The sequence below is a fragment of the Streptomyces sp. NPDC002896 genome, assembly GCF_040295225.1.
Classification (GTDB): Bacteria; Actinomycetota; Actinomycetes; order Streptomycetales; family Streptomycetaceae; genus Streptomyces.
The window spans coordinates 301234-318818 of the sequence record NZ_JBEOVA010000002.1 but is presented as its reverse complement, the minus strand read 5'-3'; the positions used below and the strand labels follow the sequence as shown (position 1 = coordinate 318818).

The 17585-nt window shown below is 69.9% G+C and carries 17 protein-coding genes and 1 pseudogene; 6 read left to right on the top strand and 12 right to left on the bottom strand.

Annotated elements, in window-relative coordinates:
- The first annotated feature begins 51 nt into the window (after positions 1-51).
- Entirely contained in the window at positions 52-810 is a 759-nt protein-coding gene (locus ABT009_RS03665; protein ID WP_351289119.1) for a hypothetical protein, read from the top strand.
- 152 nt (positions 811-962) lie between these two features.
- Here ABT009_RS03665 and ABT009_RS03660 read toward each other — a convergent pair whose 3' ends face one another.
- On the bottom strand, positions 963-1532 hold the full coding sequence (locus tag ABT009_RS03660; protein ID WP_351289117.1) for an SRPBCC family protein: 570 nt from the start codon (positions 1530-1532) through the stop codon (positions 963-965).
- Between the two features lie 171 nt (positions 1533-1703).
- Here ABT009_RS03660 and ABT009_RS03655 point away from each other — a divergent pair, with 171 nt between their 5' ends.
- Entirely contained in the window at positions 1704-2498 is a 795-nt protein-coding gene (locus ABT009_RS03655; RefSeq protein WP_351289115.1) for a class I SAM-dependent methyltransferase, read from the top strand.
- Positions 2499-2542: 44 nt separating this feature from the next.
- On the opposite strand, the gene ABT009_RS03650 is transcribed toward ABT009_RS03655, so the two are convergent.
- The 5 genes from ABT009_RS03650 to ABT009_RS03630 form a co-directional block, all read right to left on the bottom strand.
- Positions 2543-3319: an alpha/beta fold hydrolase gene (locus ABT009_RS03650; protein ID WP_351289113.1), complete on the bottom strand. Its 777-nt coding sequence runs from the start codon at positions 3317-3319 to the stop codon at positions 2543-2545.
- Between the two features lie 299 nt (positions 3320-3618).
- Complete coding sequence (locus ABT009_RS03645; protein ID WP_351289111.1) at positions 3619-4533, bottom strand: YceI family protein; 915 nt, start codon at positions 4531-4533, stop codon at positions 3619-3621.
- A 674-nt stretch (positions 4534-5207) separates the two neighbouring features.
- Positions 5208-6200, bottom strand: coding sequence for an aldo/keto reductase (locus tag ABT009_RS03640; RefSeq protein WP_351289109.1), 993 nt, complete (start codon positions 6198-6200; stop codon positions 5208-5210).
- A 166-nt stretch (positions 6201-6366) separates the two neighbouring features.
- Positions 6367-7167, bottom strand: coding sequence for a VOC family protein (locus ABT009_RS03635; RefSeq protein WP_351289107.1), 801 nt, complete (start codon positions 7165-7167; stop codon positions 6367-6369).
- Positions 7168-7401: 234 nt separating this feature from the next.
- Entirely contained in the window at positions 7402-8151 is a 750-nt protein-coding gene (locus tag ABT009_RS03630) for a chaplin (protein ID WP_351289105.1), read from the bottom strand.
- 337 nt (positions 8152-8488) lie between these two features.
- Here ABT009_RS03630 and ABT009_RS03625 point away from each other — a divergent pair, with 337 nt between their 5' ends.
- The 3 genes from ABT009_RS03625 to ABT009_RS03615 all read left to right on the top strand — a co-directional run bounded on the left by ABT009_RS03625 (position 8489) and on the right by ABT009_RS03615 (position 10552).
- Positions 8489-8701 (top strand): SRPBCC family protein, encoded by a 213-nt coding sequence (locus ABT009_RS03625; RefSeq protein WP_351289103.1) that lies wholly within the window; start codon positions 8489-8491, stop codon positions 8699-8701.
- A gap of 1 nt (position 8702) precedes the next feature.
- The gene (locus ABT009_RS03620; protein ID WP_351289101.1) at positions 8703-8933 is read left to right on the top strand and encodes a hypothetical protein; all 231 of its coding nucleotides are present in this window, start codon (positions 8703-8705) and stop codon (positions 8931-8933) included.
- A gap of 95 nt (positions 8934-9028) precedes the next feature.
- Positions 9029-10552 carry an MFS transporter gene (locus tag ABT009_RS03615; protein ID WP_351289530.1) on the top strand — a complete coding sequence of 508 codons (1524 nt, stop codon included), beginning with the start codon at positions 9029-9031 and terminating at the stop codon, positions 10550-10552.
- A 221-nt stretch (positions 10553-10773) separates the two neighbouring features.
- On the opposite strand, the gene ABT009_RS03610 is transcribed toward ABT009_RS03615, so the two are convergent.
- Positions 10774-11244, bottom strand: coding sequence for a DUF5709 domain-containing protein (locus ABT009_RS03610; protein ID WP_351289099.1), 471 nt, complete (start codon positions 11242-11244; stop codon positions 10774-10776).
- A gap of 209 nt (positions 11245-11453) precedes the next feature.
- Between ABT009_RS03610 and ABT009_RS03605 the strand changes: the two genes are divergently transcribed.
- Positions 11454-12722 carry a DUF4032 domain-containing protein gene (locus tag ABT009_RS03605; protein WP_351289097.1) on the top strand — a complete coding sequence of 423 codons (1269 nt, stop codon included), beginning with the start codon at positions 11454-11456 and terminating at the stop codon, positions 12720-12722.
- Positions 12723-13472: 750 nt separating this feature from the next.
- Here the strand turns inward: ABT009_RS03605 and rocD are convergent.
- The 5 genes and pseudogenes from rocD to ABT009_RS03580 all read right to left on the bottom strand — a co-directional run bounded on the left by rocD (position 13473) and on the right by ABT009_RS03580 (position 17575).
- Positions 13473-14720, bottom strand: coding sequence for an ornithine--oxo-acid transaminase (gene rocD, locus ABT009_RS03600; RefSeq protein WP_351289095.1), 1248 nt, complete (start codon positions 14718-14720; stop codon positions 13473-13475).
- A complete protein-coding gene (gene ddaH / locus ABT009_RS03595; protein ID WP_351289093.1) occupies positions 14717-15562 on the bottom strand; it encodes a dimethylargininase in 846 nt (281 codons plus the stop codon). The genes rocD and ddaH overlap by 4 nt, the downstream gene beginning before the upstream one ends.
- 200 nt (positions 15563-15762) lie before the next feature.
- Positions 15763-16401 (bottom strand): annotated as a pseudogene (locus ABT009_RS47395) (IS701 family transposase); the annotation flags it as partial.
- A gap of 94 nt (positions 16402-16495) precedes the next feature.
- The gene (locus ABT009_RS03585) at positions 16496-16816 is read right to left on the bottom strand and encodes a GatB/YqeY domain-containing protein (RefSeq protein WP_351289528.1); all 321 of its coding nucleotides are present in this window, start codon (positions 16814-16816) and stop codon (positions 16496-16498) included.
- A 159-nt stretch (positions 16817-16975) separates the two neighbouring features.
- Positions 16976-17575, bottom strand: a complete 600-nt coding sequence (locus ABT009_RS03580) for an Lrp/AsnC family transcriptional regulator (protein WP_351289089.1) — start codon at positions 17573-17575, stop codon at positions 16976-16978.
- Positions 17576-17585 lie beyond the last annotated feature (10 nt).

Here is a 17585-nt window from a genome sequence, read left to right as displayed (position 1 = left end):
ATCCCGCACTAACACCCACATCATTTCCACACACCAGGGAAGAAGGCCGTTATGCCAGAAGACACGTTGGACGCCACGAACCTCAAGTCCCAGTACGTCACCCAGGTTGCGGGTGACCTCGAGCGCAACGTCAAGGAGCAGGAACGTATCGGCGCCGAACTGGCCGCTCTCGATGACCAGTTGCAGGCTCTGCGACGTGACCACGCGCTGCTCGTGAGCGTGCAGCAGGCCCTCACGGACGAGTCGTCCGCGCCCCTGTCCGACGACGGGGCGGTCACTGCCTCGCCGGAGCCCGTGGTGGCCCCGAAGCCGGCCGCGGTGCCGACCGCACGCAAACCGAAGGACGCTGGGAAGGCCGCCGCGACGAAGGACGGTGGGAAGACCACCGGGACCAAGGACGGTGGGAAGACCACCGAGACCAAGACGGCCGGGCGCAAGGCGGCTGCGGGCAAGGCGGCCGCGAAGGGCAGCAAGAAGACGCAGCCCGCAACGGACTCGGCCAAGCAGACGAAGGCCGCCGGGGCGCCCACGCTCCGCGAACTCGTACTCGGTCACCTCGACGGGCAGAGCGAACCGCGCTCGTCCGCCGAAGTCACCACGGGCCTGGAAGCGGCGCACCCGGACCGCACCTTCCAGGGCACCGTGGTACGCAACACCCTCGAGGCTCTCGTCGCCAAGGGTCAGGTCCAGCGGAACAAGCAGCAGAAGTCCGTCTTCTACTTCGCCGCCGGCAACACGCCCGACACCGCCTCACCGGCCGCTGCGGAGAAGGACGACACGGCTCAGAAGGACGACGGGGTCACCGCCTGACGCGCCACGCCGGATTCACGCTCAGCGGATCACTCTGAGGGACGGATCGACCTCAGAACGCAGCCGGAGGGTTTCAGGACGCTGCAGGACGATGGAGCAGGCTCCCGCCTGGAGGGCACCGGACGTCGGTGCACATCAGGACCGGGCGGCGCTCAGGAGTCGTCCTTCGGCATACCCTCGGGCCAGCCGGTGCTGGGAATGCCGAGCGTCTCCGCGTAGGAGTCGTTCAGCTCGAGCCAGCCGTACTTCCCGGCCGCCGCTCCCCGGATCGGCGGGATGGGTTGTCCGTCGAGCAGGCGCTCGGCGACGTCGAGGCACAGGTGCCAGCCTGCCGCGACCCTGGGCACCCACTCGCGGTCCTCGAGCGAGTGCCGGAGTGTCAGCCGTGTACCGGTACTACTCGCTTCCAGGGTCCAGCGCAGCTGGGCGGTGCCCCAGGTGTACTCCAGGAGGGTCTGTGGCTCGGCCCGGAGCACCTCGGCCGCCATGTCCTGGGGCGATTCGTCGTCGATCATCGTGAGGGTGAAGGCGCCGGTGCCGGTGAGGTTCCGGTCCGCGGTGTAGGGCGCCCATGCGGCGAGCCGCTCGGGCTCGGTGAGGGCGTCCCACACCTTCTGGGGCGGGTGGCGCAGTTCGCGGGTGAAGACCAGGGTCCAGCGGCCCTGGTCGGCCTGGCACTCGACCTCGGCTAGCGGACTGGGGGTGAACGATGCCGGGTCCATGACCACTCCTGGTTGTCTCGAGGTGACACCCAAAGGGTGACTCCCAAGGCGTCGGGGTGCCTCTCGGGCGTGAGAGCGATGAGAGCGCTTCCACCATGCGTTCAAGGCATACACAGGGGGCCGTCTCGCGCATCTCGTCCGGCCTGCCATGCATGAGTACGCTGATCACTGATGTTCACTCCACAGGGCCCCACCTTCCTCGAGCTCGCCGTGCAGGCGCTGTCGTCCACCGAGCGCGGCTACGACCTGCTCGCGCCGAAGTTCGACCAGACGCCGTTCCGGACCCCCGACCGGCTGCTGGACGCGGTGGTGAGCGCTCTCCGGCCGCTCGGCCCCTTCCAGAAGGGCCTCGACGTCTGCTGCGGCACCGGCGCCGGTGTAGGCGTACTGCGGGAGCTGTGCGAGGACCGGGTCACCGGGGTGGACTTCAGTGCCGGCATGCTGTCCGCCGCACGGTCTGCCGTTTGCCACGGCCGACGCGGTATGGATGATCACGGCGGTGGTGGCGAGCCAGGCGCTCCGGGCGATCAGCTCCGTACGGACGGCGGCCCCGCGGTGGACTGGGTCCGTGCCGACGCGCGGGCCCTGCCCTTCCGGCCGGAGTTCGATCTGGCGGTGAGCTTCGGGGCGTTCGGGCACTTCCTGCCCAGCGAGCACGGTCTGCTGTTCACGCAGGTGCACGCCGCACTGCGGCCGGGCGGCCGGTTCGCCTTCCCCATCGTGGCACCGCCCCGGGTGGGATCACGGCTCTACTGGGCACTGTGGTCCTTCGACGTGGCCATGCGCGTGCGCAACGCCCTGTGGCGGCCGCGTTTCGTCATGTATTACCGCACGTTCCGGCTGCCCGACGTGTCCCGGGAGTTGAGGGCCGCCGGGTTCGCGGTGGAGTTGCTGCCCCTGTCGGACCTCGGCCGGCAGCCGGACGGAAGTCCGCGCTGCCGGCTAGTCGTGGCGCGCCGAGTGTGAACAGGCGCTCACGAAGCCCGAGGACGATCACTTGAACAAGCGGTTCACTGGGACTGGACCCAGTCACTGATGAGCCGGGAGGTGCGCTTCGGACGCTCCTCGTGCAGATAGTGACCGGTGGCCGCCCAGTGCTCGACGCGGGACCCCGCCACGTGCAAGGTGGTGCGCTCCCAGGCGGCCATCGCCTCGGACGTCCACACGGTCAGCGACGGGCAGGACCGCATGTGCAGATACTGCTCCGAGTACGGGCGGATGCCGACGGCACCCGCGTCCAGGTACATGCCCGCGTACGACTGCGCGATGACATGCCCGGGCGTGCCGAGGATCGACCGCACGTGCGCGGCGCGCAGGCCGGGCGGCGCCGTCTTGGCCAAGGCGGCCTCGATGAAGTCGGCCGCTTCCTCGGAGCCGTTCTTCTCGTAGGCGGCGAGGTTCGGCCGGATGAAGGCGAGGTCGGCTTCCGGTGCGCCATGGGCGGGGTCGAGGGCGATCACGGAATGCACCACGTCGGGGTGGTGAACGGCCATCAGGTTGACCACCTGCCCACCCATCGAGTGACCGACGGCGACGACGGGCCCGCAACCCAGGCGTGCCACGAGCACCGCCAGGTCGTGCGCCATATCGAGGGGTGTGTTGTGCTTCTCCAGCACCGGTGAGCGGCCGTGGCCGCGCAGATCCGGCACGATCACCCGGAAGTCGTCCTCAAGTGCTTCCGAGTGCCAGGACCACTCCCGGCCGTCGCTGCCCCAGCCGTGCACCAGGAGCACGGCGGGCGCGTCTTCGGGACCCAGGTCTGTGTGGAAAAGGTCGACGGTCGTCATGGCTGCCCGCTCCGGTAGGTGATCAGCGCGAATTCTGTGTGACGTGATGGCTCACATCACGTACGGCGCATACGAGTTGCACCCGACACCGGCGGCACAGTACCCGAGTGCGGGCCGCCGGGGAGCGTCCGTTGCGTGAGCCGTTCCGCTCATGGTGGGATGGACATCCGGAGTGTGCCCGCGGTTCTTGCCGTCGACGGGCGGGACTACCGTTGTGCTCGTGCGAAGTCGGCCGAACACAGGCCGAGGCCCCGCCAACTGCTCGGCGGGGCCTCGTGGTTCAGTGAAGAAGCAGATGCCTACTCCGGCGGGGTCGGGGTGTCGTGGCTGCGGTACATCGCCTGGACGTCCAGCTCCAGCTTGATGGTCGGGCCGACGACGGCGATGCCGCGGGCCAGCATGCTCCGCCAGTTCAGCGTGTAGTCCTCGCGGTGCAGTTCGGCCTTGGCCAGGGCGGCGCAGCGCAGCTCCTCGCCGTATCCGCCGTTGACCGCGCCCAGGTAGGTGGTGTCGAGCGCCACCGTACGGCTCACGCCGTGCATGGTGAGTGAGCCCTGCACCGTCCACTTCGTTCCGCCGCGGTAGATGAAGCGGTTGCTGGCGAAGTGGATGTGCGGGAAGTTCTCCACGTCGAGGAAGTCGGCCGACCGCAGATGGTTGTCGCGGGTCTTGTTGCCGGTGTTGATGCTCGAGGCGTCGATCCTCACCTCGACCGAGGAGCGCTCCATCTCGTGCTCGACGCGTATGCCGCCGTCGAAGCGCGTGAAGCGGCCGTGGACGTTCGCCATGCCGACGTGCTTGGCGATGAACCGGATCGCGGTGTGCGGGGGGTCGAAGAGCCAGGTGCCGGGCGGCGGCAGTTCGAGCTGAGGGGCTGACGTCATCGGCACGGTGTCCATCGGCAGCATCACGTCGGGCACGATGTCCACGCTCTCACGATGCGGCTGCAGGCCTTCCGCGGTGATCATCACGCTGTAGCTGCCCGGGGGCAGCATAGCGCTGAACACGCCGTACGGATCGGTCGTGCCCTGCGCGGCGACGCGCTGCGATTCCGTCGAGGTCACCGTGACGTCGGCGCCGCCCAGCGACTGGCCCAGCGGGTCCACCACCGTTCGGCTGAAGCCGCCCGCTCCGGCCGGGAGGGGAAGCACAAGCCCCGCTCCGCCGCGAGATCCGCCCAGAGGGCGCCTTCGTCGGAACAGTGCCAGGGCCATGTCGTTCACCTTTCTTCGTGCTGCGTACGCTGTACTACGTGCGCGGAGGGGGGCCAGGGACGGGGTCTGTCCTTGTATGCGGCCCGCAGCAGGGCGAGCACACCGTCCGGTGCGGACCTCCCGCGGGGCGGCTTACGGCACCGCCGCAGGACGGCCGGGCCGCGGGGCCCACGTCCGCGGAGGTCGGTCCGAGGTCCGCTAGGGGCGAGGGGCGCATGGCCGGCTCCCCTCAGCGCCGTGTGGGGCGTCGCTGGGGTCCAGCCGACCTCGACATGAGGCAGACCCGACGAACCCGTCGAGTACATGACGCATCCTATGGGGTTGCCCCACGGTGGTCGCACCCGGGCAGGTTCCGCACAGTCAGGCACCGTGCGGGGCGGGTGTGCGCATATGGCCGGTCAGCCGGGCAGCATGCGGAGGCGGCTGGGCGCATCTGGCCGGTCAGGGACTCCGCGACGAGTAGGGCATCGCGCGGCGCGGCAGGCGCATCCGCGCGAACGCATCCGAGAACTACGGGAGTTGGGGAGCCTGGCCGCTGGTCCGGACCCGGGGCCGACGGTCGCGGCACGGCCATCGGCCGTGCCGCGCTCTCCCGGAGTCGGCCCTCTTCCCGGACTTCCCCTCTGCCAGGAGCGGCCTCCGGCCGGCCCTCAGAGCCACCGGAGGCCTACCGCCTACCAGCGGTGGTGCACCTGAGGCCGGATCCGCGTGTCGTACAGCTCCCGCACCGCCGTCAGCGTGGCCTCGGGGAGCGGGGGCAGCTGCGCGGCCTCCGCGTTGGCGCGGGCCTGGGCCACCGAGCGGGCACCCGGGATCACGCTGGTCACACCAGCCTGCTGGATGATCCACCGCAGAGCCGTCTGCGCCGGCGTGGCGCCCTCGGGGGCAAGCGCTGAGAACTCGGCGGCCGCCTCGAGACCGCTCTCGTACTCGACTCCGGAGAACGTCTCGCCCTGGTCGAAGGACTCGCCGTGCCGGTTGTACGTCCGGTGGTCGTCGGGCGCGAACACGGTGTCCTTCGTGTACTTGCCGGACAGCAGTCCGGACGCGAGGGGCACGCGCGCGATGATGCCCACTCCGGCCTCGGCGGCGGCCAGCAGGACCTCCTCGAGCGGCTTGAGCCGGAACGGGTTCAGGATGATCTGGACGCTGGCCGTGCCCGGCCGGGCGATCGCGGTCAGCGCTTCGGCGCACGTCTCGACGCTCACGCCGTACGCGGCGATGCGCTCTTCGGCGACGAGGGTGTCGAGCGCGTCGAAGACCGCGTCGGACGAGTACACCGCCGTGGGCGGGCAGTGCAGCTGTACGAGATCGAGGGTGTCGACGCCGAGGTTCTTGCGCGAACGGTCGTTCCAGGCGCGGAAGTTGTCGAGCACGTAGTTCTCGGGGATCTGCTCGACGCGGCGGCCCATCTTCGTCGCGACGAACACCCCGGCGTCCGGCCGCTCCCGCAGATAGCGTCCGATCAGCTGCTCGCTGCGGCCGTCGCCGTACACGTCTGCCGTGTCGAAGAACGTGACGCCCGCGTCGACGGCCGCGTCGAGGACGGCCAGCGCGTCCTCTTCCCGTACGTCGCCCCAGTCGGCGCCAAGCTGCCAAGTGCCCAGCCCGACCACGGAAACGTTCCGGCCCGTCCTGCCCAGTACTCGCTGTTCCATGACCGGCATCGTACGTCGTGGGCCTGGGCCGCACGTCGTCCGGCCCGGGCCTGGTGAGAGCGCTCTCACGGACCGCAGATCACGGAACACAGGACCGGCGCGCGCCATGCGGAGCAGTCCGCACGGTCCGCGGTGCCCGGTCCTGCCCGGTCCGGGATTCGAAGATAGGGGCTACTCAGGACGACGCGTCTGACATCTTGGGCATATCACCCTTGGCCGTGCCCATGTCGATCACGGAGAACGACGCCCCCTGCGGGTCGCTGAGCGCCGCGAAGCGGCCGAACGGGCTGTCCATCGGCCCGAACCTGAGCACTCCGCCACGCTCGGTGGCCTTCGCCACGGCCGCGTCGCAGTCGTCGACGCTGAAGTAGACGTTGATGTACGGAGGCACTTCGGGAGGGAACTCCTCCGTCATCTTCATCCGTCCCAGGACCGTCTCGTCACCCACGTTGAAGAGCTTGAAGTCGACCGCGTCGTCCTCCAGGCGCATCACGCTGTACGGGAAGACGGCGGGGAAGAAGGCGTCCGACTTGTCGGGCTCCCGGGTGAAGACCTCGGCCCAGCAGTACGTGCCCGGTTCGCCCTTGGCCTCGAAGCCCTCGTGGGTTCCCGCCTGCCACACCCCGAAGGCCACGCCGCTGGGGTCGCGGGCCAGGAGCATCGAACCGAACTCCCCCACCTGCATCGGCTCCATCAGCACCTGACCGCCGGCTTCGCGGATCTTCTCGGCGGTGGCGGCGACATCCGGTGACGCCAGATACAGGCACCAGGCCGACTGGCCTTCCTGGCCGGGCATCGGAGGCACGACGGCGGCCACCGCCTTGCCGTTCGAGTACGCCTGCGTGTAGTTGCCGTACTCCGACGACGACTCGCCGAACGTCCAGCCCAGCACGTCACCGTAGAAGCTCTTCGCTCCCTCGAGATCGCTGAACATCGCATCGGCCCAGCACGGTGTGCCCTCAGGTTCTACGGCCATGACTCTGCACTCTCCTGGTCGGGGATCGGTCCTCGGCTGTTCGGTCCTGCGCGACGGCGGCTCCCCTTCGCCCGTTCGGCGGCTCCTCTGCCACGCTAGCCAGTCACCCGGCGCCCCGCGCGCCGAACACGCGACCCACCGGTCCCGCCGGAAGTAAAAAGCGCGGGCCCCACCGCCATGCGGCGACCGGTGGGGCCCGACCCGTACGGCGCTGTGCCGTCGGGTGCTACGGGGTTACGCCAGGCTCGCGGGCCTGAAGCGCCGGTACAGAATGGTTCCGCCGAGCAGAGCCAGACCGGCCGGGAACGCCAGGATCAGCGGGTTCGCGCCGGTCTGTGCGAGGGTCCCGGCCGAGTTTCCCAGCGGGTGCCCCGCCGAGACCAGCTGCGACTCGTCGCCGCCGTCAGGCGACGCAACCGTCTCCGGCGTGCCGTCCTCGTCCGGCACCGAGACCGGCGTCGGCGACTGCGGCTGATCGTTGCCGCACGACACCGAAGATCCGTCCCCGCACGTCACCGGCGGATTCGCGGGCTCGGCCACCGGCTCCGAGACGCTGTCGGAGCCGCTGTCGGAGCCGTTAGAGGACTCGTTGCCGGTGGCGGCGTTGCCGATCCCGACGACGTTCACCGAGTTACCGGTGGCGTTGACCGGCACGTCGATCGGCACCTGCACCACGTTTCCGGACACCACCCCCGGCGAATCCTGCGCCTGGCCCTGTGCGATGGCGCCGCCACCGCTCTGACCCGCCCCGTTCGTGCAGGTGTTGTCCGCGGCAGGGTTCAGCACCCCCACGACGTTGACCGTGTTGCCGCACACATTGAGCGGCACGTGCACGGGGATCTGGACCGTGTTGCCTGAGATCACACCCGGTGAGCCCGTCGTGCTGCCGCTCGCCCCGGCGTCGGCGTATGCCGCCCCCACCGAGGCCATGGCGCCTCCGGCAACAGCTACGGCGATCAGTCCATTACGGGCAACCCGTTTCATCGGTTTCCCTGCCTTCCAGACATCGTCGCGAGCACTCGCTCGCACCGGAGAAAACGCCCAAGAGCCAACGGAGTTATGGCCAAGGGGCCTCACTCCATCGAGTGGCCCATTTGTCGAACTGGGGATGCGGGGAAGAGTGCAGGGAAGGCGAGCAGCGGCCACCCGCGTGATCCACCAGCATGTATTCAGCAGCTTCAGGTGCTGTGAGCCGCCGGGAGCAGCGGCTGGACGCGCTCGGCACCGAACCGGCCCGGGGCCGGCGAACGATGATCAACAGCGACAAGCGTGGTCACCTACGAGCGACATCGTCGACCAGATCAGTGAGATGCACCGTGAGGTGGACAGCCGGACAGTCCCGGAGGGCCACGCACGGACCGTGCTGGTGCGGCGCACCTACGACGCCGCGATCGAGGACGCGTGGGACGCCTGTACCGATCCCCGGCGGATCAGCCGCTGGTTTCTGCCGGTCAGCGGTGATCTGCGGCTCGGCGGCCACTATCGGCCGGAGGGCAACGCGAGCGGTGGGATCCTGTCCCCCTCGGCGCTCTGATATGACCCTGCTGGGCCTCGGCCTGCATCTGAGCGGCAGGTCCGTCGGCGATCCGTCGGTATGGCAGGTCTCGGACGAGGCGCGGGAGTTCATGGCGCGCAGCAGCGAGGCGTGGGGCACCGCCTACGAGGCGTCAGGAGCGCCGGCCGATGCGGTGGCAGCGGCGGTACGCGGGACCACTCGCTTCTATGTGCCCGAAAAAATAGCTGGCCATAGCCTGAGTGGTGAGTGACCGCAACGCGTCCCGCCCGAGGGGCGCCGGTACCCGGACAGGACAGTGACGCCGATGGAGCCCCTCGCGTGCCACAGGCGCCCAGCAGGCAGGTCATGAGCGCCGCGGAGCCCGACGGCGCCGGCGGCGTCAGGCTGTCCTCGGCACGCGGGCGCTGGGTGCTGGGCTGCGTGGTGCTGGCCTCCGGAATGGCGATGCTGGACGGCACCGTCGTCAACGTCGCTCTCCCGAGGATGGGCCGGGACCTCGACGCGTCGCTGTCGGCACTGCAGTGGGTCGTGAACGCGTACATGCTCACGCTGTCGGCGCTGCTGCTGTGGGGCGGTGCCATGGGCGACCGTATGGGCCGCCGGCGCACGCTCGTGCTCGGCGTCGCGTGGTTCGCGGTAGCGTCCGCGCTGTGCGGGCTGGCACCCGACGAGGGCACGCTCATCGCCGCGCGTGCGTTGCAGGGAGTGGGCGGTGCCCTGCTGACACCGGGATCGCTCGCTCTGGTGCGCTCCGTCTTCCACCCCGACGACCAGTCGCGCGCCGTCGGCGCGTGGTCGGGCCTCACGGGTGTCGCCGGGGCGCTCGGGCCGTTCCTGGGCGGCTGGCTGATCGACGGCCCCGGCTGGCGGTGGATCTTCCTGATCAACGTTCCGCTGGCCGCGCTGGTACTGGCCGTCGCCCTGCGCCACGTACCGGAGAGCCGGGACACCGAGGCCGCGGCGAAGCCCTTCGACGTCCTGGGCGCCTGTCTCGGCGCGCTGTTCCTCGCGGGGGTCAGCTACGCGCTCATCGGCGCCTCGGGAAACCCGTCCCCCGCCGGCATCGTCCTGCCCGCGCTGCTCGGCCTCGGGGCGGGCGTCGCCTTCATCGTCGTGGAGCGCAGGCGGCCCAACCCCATGCTGCCGCTCTCGCTGTTCCGGTCCCGGCTGTTCAGCGCCACCAACGCGATGACCTTGGGGCTCTACGCGGGCATCGGCGGCATCCTGTTCTTCCTGCCCGTGCAGCTGCAGACGGCACTGGGGTACGACGCGCTGCAGGCCGGCGTCGCGACGCTTCCAGTGACGGTGCTGATGCTGCTGCTGTCCGCGCGGGCCGGCGATCTCGCCCGGCGGGTGGGACCCGCGCTGCCGCTGACGGTGGGGCCGCTGATCGCCGCGGCCGGGGTTCTGCTGATGCTGCGGGTGCGGCCCGGATCCCCGTACGCCACGGACGTGCTCCCAGCCGTCGTGGCTCTGGGCCTCGGCATGAGCATCTTCGTGGCGCCGCTGACGGCCACCGTGCTGGCGTCCGTGGAGGCCGACCGGGCCGGGCTGGCCAGCGGGGTGAACAACACCGCGGCGCGTATCGCACAGCTCCTCGTCGTCGCCGGGCTGCCGCTCGCGGTCGGCCTGTCGGGCGACGCCTACCAGGACGCCCAGGCCGTGAACACGTCGTTCCACCGCGCCGCTGTGGGCTGTGCGCTGCTGTTCGTGCTCAGCTCGGCCGTGGCGGTGCTCTTCGTCAGGCCGCACGGCCGCAGGTGCCTGCGCGGGGCGCCGCAACCGATGTGCCGCTCCCACCTCGGGGTGAACGCCCCGGCCCTGGAGCCGGGCTCCGCCGCCGGACGGCCGTCATACGGGGCGGACTGAGCGCGGGGCGGGCACGGATGCCCACGCGCGCGTGGGCACGCATGTGTGCGGCTACGCGGGCGTCGGACGCAGGTGTTTCGGTGCCGTGCCAGGCCCGCCTGCCTGCCTGCCAAACGCGCTCGGCGGCGCCCACGCGGGCGTGGGACATGGGCTGGCGGCGGCGCGCTCGTGGCATACGGCCTCGGGCGGCGCCCAGGCACGCGCATGCCACACGGATCCGCTCACTCCGTCTCGACGGTCTCCTCGACGACATGTACGGCGGCTTCCTCTGCCGACGCGGCAGCCCCGTCGATACCCACGTCGTACGCAATCAGGTGGCTCTCGTAGTCCTCGCGGACCCCTTCGTCGGGCGCCACGAGGCGCCCGGCTCGTGCCCCGCCGACTTCGTTGTCGAGCACCTCGCCGTCGGTGTCCCAGGTGTCCCCGATGTCGTCGCCCTCCAGCGGGGCGACGTCCGGCAACTCCTTGGCCAGGCGTTCGTCGAGCGATTCGCCGTGTTGCTGCTCCGCGGCGGTGACGCCGGTGCTCTCGACGGCCCGCGGGCGTTCGGGCGGCGAGTAGCCCTCGTCGAAGGGGTCACGCACGCCCTCGTCGATCAACGTGTCCTCGGCGTCGAGCAGGCCTTCGTCGTCCTGCACCTCGGACCCGTCGGGCTGATAGACGTCGTCTCCCCATGCTGCGTCGGTCTCCATGCGCACCTCCTCCGGAGCGTCGGGCTGACCATGGCGCCGTCTACGACCATTGTGGAGCGTCCCGGGCCGCATTGGCCTGCCGGAGCGGCCACGGCCCGCCACCTGCCCGTATGGCATACCGGCGGCGTACCGGGACCCCCGTCGCACCCTCGGCAGGCCACCGAGCCACACTAGTGGCCTCTGCCCCCGAGCAGCCACGCGAGGCATGGATGGCTTTGCAGATCAGCGCCACGAATCCCGAACACCCGGCGCTCCTCCTCGAGCTGCCGTGGCATGTGCCGCTCGAGGAGTGGCCGGAGGAATACCTGGTACCGCTCCCGCGCGGCATCTCGCGGCATGTCGTGCGCTACGCGCGCGCGGGGGCCGAGGTGGTGGCAGTCAAGGAGCTCGCCGAGCGGCCCGCCGTGCGCGAGTACGAGCTGCTGCGCACCCTCGACCGGCTGGGCATCCCCTCCGTGGATCCCCTGGCGGTGGTCACGGGCCGGACCGACGAGGACGGCGAGCCGCTCGAGCCCGTGCTGATCACCCGCCATCTGGGCGGCTCGATGCCCTACCGCTCGATGTTCGAGACGACGATGCGGCCGACCACAGTGCACCGGCTCATGGACGCGCTCGCCGTGCTCCTCGTCCGGCTGCATCTGGCGGGTTTCGCCTGGGGCGACTGTTCGCTGTCCAACACGCTCTTCAGGCGTGACGCCGGCGCCTACGCCGCGTACCTGGTCGACGCGGAGACCGGCGATCTGCACCCGAGCCTCAGCCGGGGACAGCGCGAGTACGACATCGACCTCGCTCGCGTGAACATCAGCGGCGAGATGCTGGACCTGGAGGCGGCCGGTGCCCTCCACCCCTCCGTGGACCCGATCTCTTTCGGGCACGAGATATGCGAGCGCTACAACGCTCTCTGGGACGAGCTGACGCGTACATCCGTCTATCCGGCGGGCAAGCACCACTACATGGAGCGCCGTATCCGCCGCCTGAACGATCTCGGCTTCGACGTCGCCGAGATGCAGATCGAGCACTCCTCGAACGGCGACACCGTCACCTTCGTCCCCAAGGTCGTCGACGCAGGCCACCACCAACGCCAACTGCTGCGCCTGACCGGTCTCGACGCCGAGGAGAACCAAGCCCGCCGGCTCCTCAACGATTTGGAGAGCTGGATGGCCACGCAGGACGACTACGCCCCCGGCGATGCGCTCGGCGCCCGTCCCGAGGTGCTCGCCCACCGCTGGGTCCGCGACGTCTTCCGTCCCACTGTGCGCGTCGTCCCGCAGGACCTCCGCGCTTCCATGGACCCGGCCGAGCTGTACCACGAACTGCTCGAGCACCGCTGGTACCTGTCGGAGCGCGCCCAGCACGACATCGGGCTCGACGCGGCCGTCGAGGACTACGTCACCAACGTCCTGCCGCGCCAGCCAGGCACCGTCCCGCACTCCCCGGACGAGGACGAGGCGCCGGACGGCACGCCGACGCCGGTGTGACGGAGCGGGCTCCGGACGCGAGAACGCGGCGGTGCAACCGCTCTCACCAACCACGGTCTGACGCTTGCATGCCAGTCTGGGGCATCCTGGCCGGTGTCAGTGCCTGGCTGGGCGAGGTGAGCGGGCCCAGCAGACCGAATAGGCCGAGCGGGCCGCCCGAGCAGGCCGAGCTGCATAAGGAGGTGCCGTGGCGATCACAGTCCGCCCGTTCCGCTCCGGCGATGCCCCGCGACTCGCCGAGATCGTCCGCCGCTGCCTGCGCGAGGTGAACAGTCGTGACTACCCGGCCGACATCATCGACAGGATGTGCGCGCACTTCACGGCCGAACGGTTCATCGACCTGTCAAGATGCCGCCTCGTCTACCTTGGATCTTGCGCAGTGCTCCTTCGTTCGCCAAGGGCGTCTAGCGCATCCCTTGACAAGGCGACGCGGAGCGTCGCCGCTTCTTGCTAGAGAGCTCAACGCGCGGCAACGACAACCAAGTTGCTGAGCTTCTGGGCGGATCTCGCATTCGCCCCGGTTGCGGGAAGCGCAGTCGTAAGGCGGACCTGAGAGCCGTCCAACTCCCCGGAGTGATCTAGGGGAGAATCTCCAGGTTCACCTGGGAGAGATCTTCAAGTTGCGGTGGATGACGGCGTCGCGGAGGACGATCGAGTCGTCGGAACCGTCTCGCGGGACGGCGACAAGGGCGGCCTCCCGCGGCCTCCTGTCGCACCCGTTCGTGACAGGAGGCGCACCGCAGAGGACGCTCAGCCGCCGAGCACCTTCCCCAACGCGCCGACGGCCGAGTTCAGTTCCTCCCGGGTGATGGTCAGCGGCGGTGCGATACGGATCGTCGAGCCGTGGGTGTCCTTGACCAGGATGCCCTCGGTGAGAAGGCGTTCACTGATCTCGCGTCCGGTACCGATGGCCGGGTCCACGTCGACGCCCGCCCACAGGCCGCGCGCCCGGTAGCGCAGCACACCCCGGCCGACGAGACCCGCCAGGCCCTCCGCCAGGACCGCGCCGAGTGTCCGGGCACGCTCCTGGAACTCGCCGGTGCGCAGCAGGTCGATGACCGCCGAGCCGACTGCCGCGGCCAGCGGGTTGCCGCCGAAGGTGGAGCCGTGCTCGCCGGGGCGCAGCACGCCCATGACGGCGCGGCGGCCCACGACCGCGGACACAGGCACGATGCCGCCACCCAGGGCCTTGCCGAGAAGCAGCAGGTCGGGCAGTACGTCTTCGTGCGCCACGGCCAGGGTGGTGCCGGTGCGCCCGAGACCGGACTGGATCTCGTCGGCGATGAACAGCACGCCTTTGCGCTGGGTCAGTTCGCGTACGCCGGCGAGATAGCCGTCGGTCGCGATGAGGACGCCGGCCTCGCCCTGGATCGGCTCGATGAGCACGGCCGCCGTGGTGTCGTCGATCGCCGCTTCGACGGCGGCGAGATCGTCGTACGGCACCGTGCGGAAGCCGGGTGTGAAGGGTCCGAAGCCGGTTCGCGCGACGGGATCGTCGGAGAAGCTGACGATGGTGGTGGTCCGGCCGTGGAAGTTGCCCGCCGCGACGACGATGGTGGCCTGGTCGGGGGCCACGCCCTTCACCTCGTACGCCCACTTCCGGGCGATCTTGAGAGCGCTCTCAACAGCCTCGGCGCCGGTGTTCATGGGCAGCGTCATGTCGAGGCCGGTGAGGTCTGCGAGCGCTTCCGCGAAGCCGGCGAGCCGGTCGTTGTGGAACGCGCGCGATGTCAGCGTGACCTGCTCCAGCTGGTCGCGTGCCGCCGCGATGAGTGCCGGATGGCGGTGACCGAAGTTGAGGGCCGAGTAGCCGGCGAGCATGTCGAGATAGCGGCGCCCTTCCACGTCCTCGACCCACGTGCCCTCGGCGCGCGCGACCACGACGGGCAGCGGATGGTAGTTGTGCGCGACGGTCGCGTCCTCGGCCCGGATGAGTTCGGCCGACGAGCGGGGGGCGGTGGACAGCGGCGCGCCGGTGGTGTGAGTGGTCGCGGTCATACGGAACGTACCTCCTGGGTACAGCACTTGGCCCCTCCGCCTGCCTTGTGCAGTTCGGACAGGTCGACGGGGACGGGGATGTATCCGCGGTCGGCGAGCTGGGCGATGAGGCCGGTGGCCCGGGGCGCGATGACGACATGCCTGCCGTCGGACACGGAGTTCAGCCCGAAGGCCATGGCATCGTCGCGGGTGGCGGTGACCGCGTCCGGGAACAGCCGGCGCAGCACGTCCCGGCTGCCGGGCGTGAACGCGTCCGGATAGTAGGCGATGTTGTCGTCGTCGAGGGCGAACAGTGCGGTGTCGAGGTGGTAGAAGTACGGGTCGGTCAGCCGCAGCGTCACCGTCGGCGTGCCGAAGTACTCCTGGGCCTGCTGGTGTGCCGCGGGTGTCGTACGGAAGCCGGTCCCCGCCAGCAGAAACGGGCCGACCGGAACGAGGTCGCCCTCCCCCTCGCAGACCGCTTCCGGTTCGCGGACGTCGAATCCGGCCGCCTTGAACCACGCCTGGTACGCGGCGGCCTCCGGCTGTCGCTGCACTGCGTGGAACCGCGACCCGAGGACGCGGCCGCCGACGACGAGGGCGCCGTTGGCGGCGAACACCATGTCGGGCAGGCCCGGCACCGGGTCGATCGTCTCGACGATGTGACCGAGCCCTCGATAGGTGTCGACCAGGCACTGCCACTGCGTCAGGGCCTTCGCCGGATCGACGTCAGTGACGTCCTGCATCCAGGGGTTGATGGCGTACTCGACGGCGAAATACCTGGGCTGGCACAAAAGATAGCGGCGCGTGCGCGCGGGACGCGTGGGTATGGGACGCGCGGGCGCGGGACGGGTGAGCGGCACCAGTGCTTCCTTTCCGCGAAGTGCTGACACCGGGTGATCCGGGGGTTGCAACAAACGGTAGAAACACCGGGAAACACCGCACAACCAGCGGCGATTGCGTGTTCGCGCAGGAGTTTTGCGTTCTCGGCGGTTCAGCGGCGGTTCTTTTCGCCGGGTGGTCGGTCCGGGGCCCTGTTAGTACTCCAGTGCGGTTTTGTGATCTATCCAGTGGATTCGTCGATGGATCGTCGTCGGTAGTGGCTGCGTCGGGCTGTTGCCTGGTGGCGTCTGCGACAGGTGGACCGGTGCAGCAGCCGCGCCACAGAGATTGCCGGTGGCTGGAAGACGGCGGTGAGCAGGTGACGGATCTCAGGGACGGTCAACGTGATCGGATCGCGGCTGCGGGCGGGGTGATGCGGATCGGCGGACCGGTCCGGGGCCGCGTCGGCGGCGACGGCGGCCAGGAAGGCCAGGGCGAGCACGGCAAGCGCGATGTGCCGATGCCATGAGGTCCAGGGCCTGACCTGGTAGTGGTCGAGCCCGATCTGGCTCTTGGCGGCCTGCAAGCACTCCTCTACGCTCCCGCGGATGCCGGCGACGCGCACCAGCTCCGACAACGGCACCTTGGTGGGGCGACCAGCACAGGTAGAAGGCGAGTTCGCGTGTGGTCCGGTTGCGGCGGATCAGCAGGTGGCGGTGACCGCCGCTGCCGGCGTGCACCCAGGCCAAGTCGTAGTAACGCAGCCCCTTTGCGCCATTGCCGGCGCTGTGGCGCTGTGGCGCTGCCGAGCAGTGGCGGGCTGGCGGCCAGCGAGGACATCCGCGCGGATGGGAGTGCGGCCGGAATTGATACGCATCTTCCGGAGTCCACACAACCCCCGATGATCACGCGGTGGCCGCACCCATTCCGGGCCGTGTTCCTGCGTCGGTTCGGGGGCGATGCGGCGCCGTGTCCTATGCGGTGCCGGGACCATCGAGGAACCGAAGCAGCACGGCGGCCTCCGAGCGGAGCCGCGCGGCTCGCTCAGCATGCGCGGGCGCAGTCAACTGCGCTGCGACCTCCAGCCGTTCGGCGGCCTCGGCGCGCACGACATCAACCACACTGCGCTCGCTCAGCTCACGCCGCGCTGCTTCGGTGGCGCCGGCACCGACCGGCGACTGCTCAAGGGCCACACCGCGGAGCTCGGCTTCGTCCACGGGCACCGCCTCAGCGTTGTCCAGCGCGGCAAGCGTTGCGCGCAGCGCACTCACCGCGGCCTTGTCACGGGCGCGCATCGCTTCCGGCAGTGCTTGACGCATACGAAGACGCAAAGACATACCGGTGACCTTATGGCCGTACCCCTGGACCGACAACGCGATATACGTGCAGCACCAGGCTTCCCGCCAACTGGGGCGCTACACCCCCCGACAAGAACGCGAAGTGAGACTGGAGTATCAGGACGGTCCGGCCGGGGCTGAGCCGGATGGCCGGGGTGAAGCTGTGTCGGACGGCATGGCGGAGGGGCCGTCGGCAGGCCCGGCCGATGCGCCGCCGGTCAGCGCGGCGGAGACGTCGGCGGACGGTTCGGTCGAGGCGGCCTCCGGGCTGCCCGGCAGCAGATGGCTGAGGACGATGACGCTGTTGGTGCGCTGGACGAAGGATTCCGCCCGAATGCGCTCGAGCACCTCCTCGAAGTGCTCGATGTCGGCCGCGCGGATGTGCAGCAGTGCGTCGGCATCGCCGGTGACCGTCATGGCCGCCACGACTTCGGGATAGGTGCGGGCGACCTCGGCCAGCCGTCGCGGCGGCGCGGCGCTGTCGCAGTACACCTCGACGTATGCCTCCGTGCGCCAGCCCAGCACGCTGGGCCGGACGAGGGTGGTGAAACCCGTGATGATCTCGGCCTCCCGCATCCGGTCGACACGCCGCTTCACGGCTGCCGGGGACAGGCCGATGTCGTGGCCGATCTCCACGAAACTCGTTCTGGCGTTGGCTACGAGAGCCGAAAGGATCTTGCGGTCGAGGTCGTCCAGGGAGGTCGACTGGTGCGCCATGGAGGTTGAG

What these genes read in the sequence shown, in the direction of transcription:
- ABT009_RS03635 (WP_351289107.1), bottom strand. Translation starts at nt 7,167, where the DNA reads ATGGCCGTAGAACCTGAGGGCACACCGTGCTGGGCCGATGCGATGTTC.
- ABT009_RS03650 (WP_351289113.1), bottom strand. Translation starts at nt 3,319, where the DNA reads ATGACGACCGTCGACCTTTTCCACACAGACCTGGGTCCCGAAGACGCG.
- ABT009_RS03660 (WP_351289117.1), bottom strand. Translation starts at nt 1,532, where the DNA reads ATGGACCCGGCATCGTTCACCCCCAGTCCGCTAGCCGAGGTCGAGTGC.
- ABT009_RS03620 (WP_351289101.1), top strand. Translation starts at nt 8,703, where the DNA reads ATGACCCTGCTGGGCCTCGGCCTGCATCTGAGCGGCAGGTCCGTCGGC.
- ABT009_RS03645 (WP_351289111.1), bottom strand. Translation starts at nt 4,533, where the DNA reads ATGGCCCTGGCACTGTTCCGACGAAGGCGCCCTCTGGGCGGATCTCGC.
- ABT009_RS03615 (WP_351289530.1), top strand. Translation starts at nt 9,029, where the DNA reads ATGAGCGCCGCGGAGCCCGACGGCGCCGGCGGCGTCAGGCTGTCCTCG.
- ABT009_RS03580 (WP_351289089.1), bottom strand. Translation starts at nt 17,575, where the DNA reads ATGGCGCACCAGTCGACCTCCCTGGACGACCTCGACCGCAAGATCCTT.
- ABT009_RS03655 (WP_351289115.1), top strand. Translation starts at nt 1,704, where the DNA reads ATGTTCACTCCACAGGGCCCCACCTTCCTCGAGCTCGCCGTGCAGGCG.
- ABT009_RS03640 (WP_351289109.1), bottom strand. Translation starts at nt 6,200, where the DNA reads ATGCCGGTCATGGAACAGCGAGTACTGGGCAGGACGGGCCGGAACGTT.
- ABT009_RS03585 (WP_351289528.1), bottom strand. Translation starts at nt 16,816, where the DNA reads ATGCGCGCCCGTGACAAGGCCGCGGTGAGTGCGCTGCGCGCAACGCTT.
- rocD (WP_351289095.1), bottom strand. Translation starts at nt 14,720, where the DNA reads ATGACCGCGACCACTCACACCACCGGCGCGCCGCTGTCCACCGCCCCC.
- ABT009_RS03630 (WP_351289105.1), bottom strand. Translation starts at nt 8,151, where the DNA reads ATGAAACGGGTTGCCCGTAATGGACTGATCGCCGTAGCTGTTGCCGGA.
- ABT009_RS03665 (WP_351289119.1), top strand. Translation starts at nt 52, where the DNA reads ATGCCAGAAGACACGTTGGACGCCACGAACCTCAAGTCCCAGTACGTC.
- ABT009_RS03610 (WP_351289099.1), bottom strand. Translation starts at nt 11,244, where the DNA reads ATGGAGACCGACGCAGCATGGGGAGACGACGTCTATCAGCCCGACGGG.
- ABT009_RS03605 (WP_351289097.1), top strand. Translation starts at nt 11,454, where the DNA reads ATGGCTTTGCAGATCAGCGCCACGAATCCCGAACACCCGGCGCTCCTC.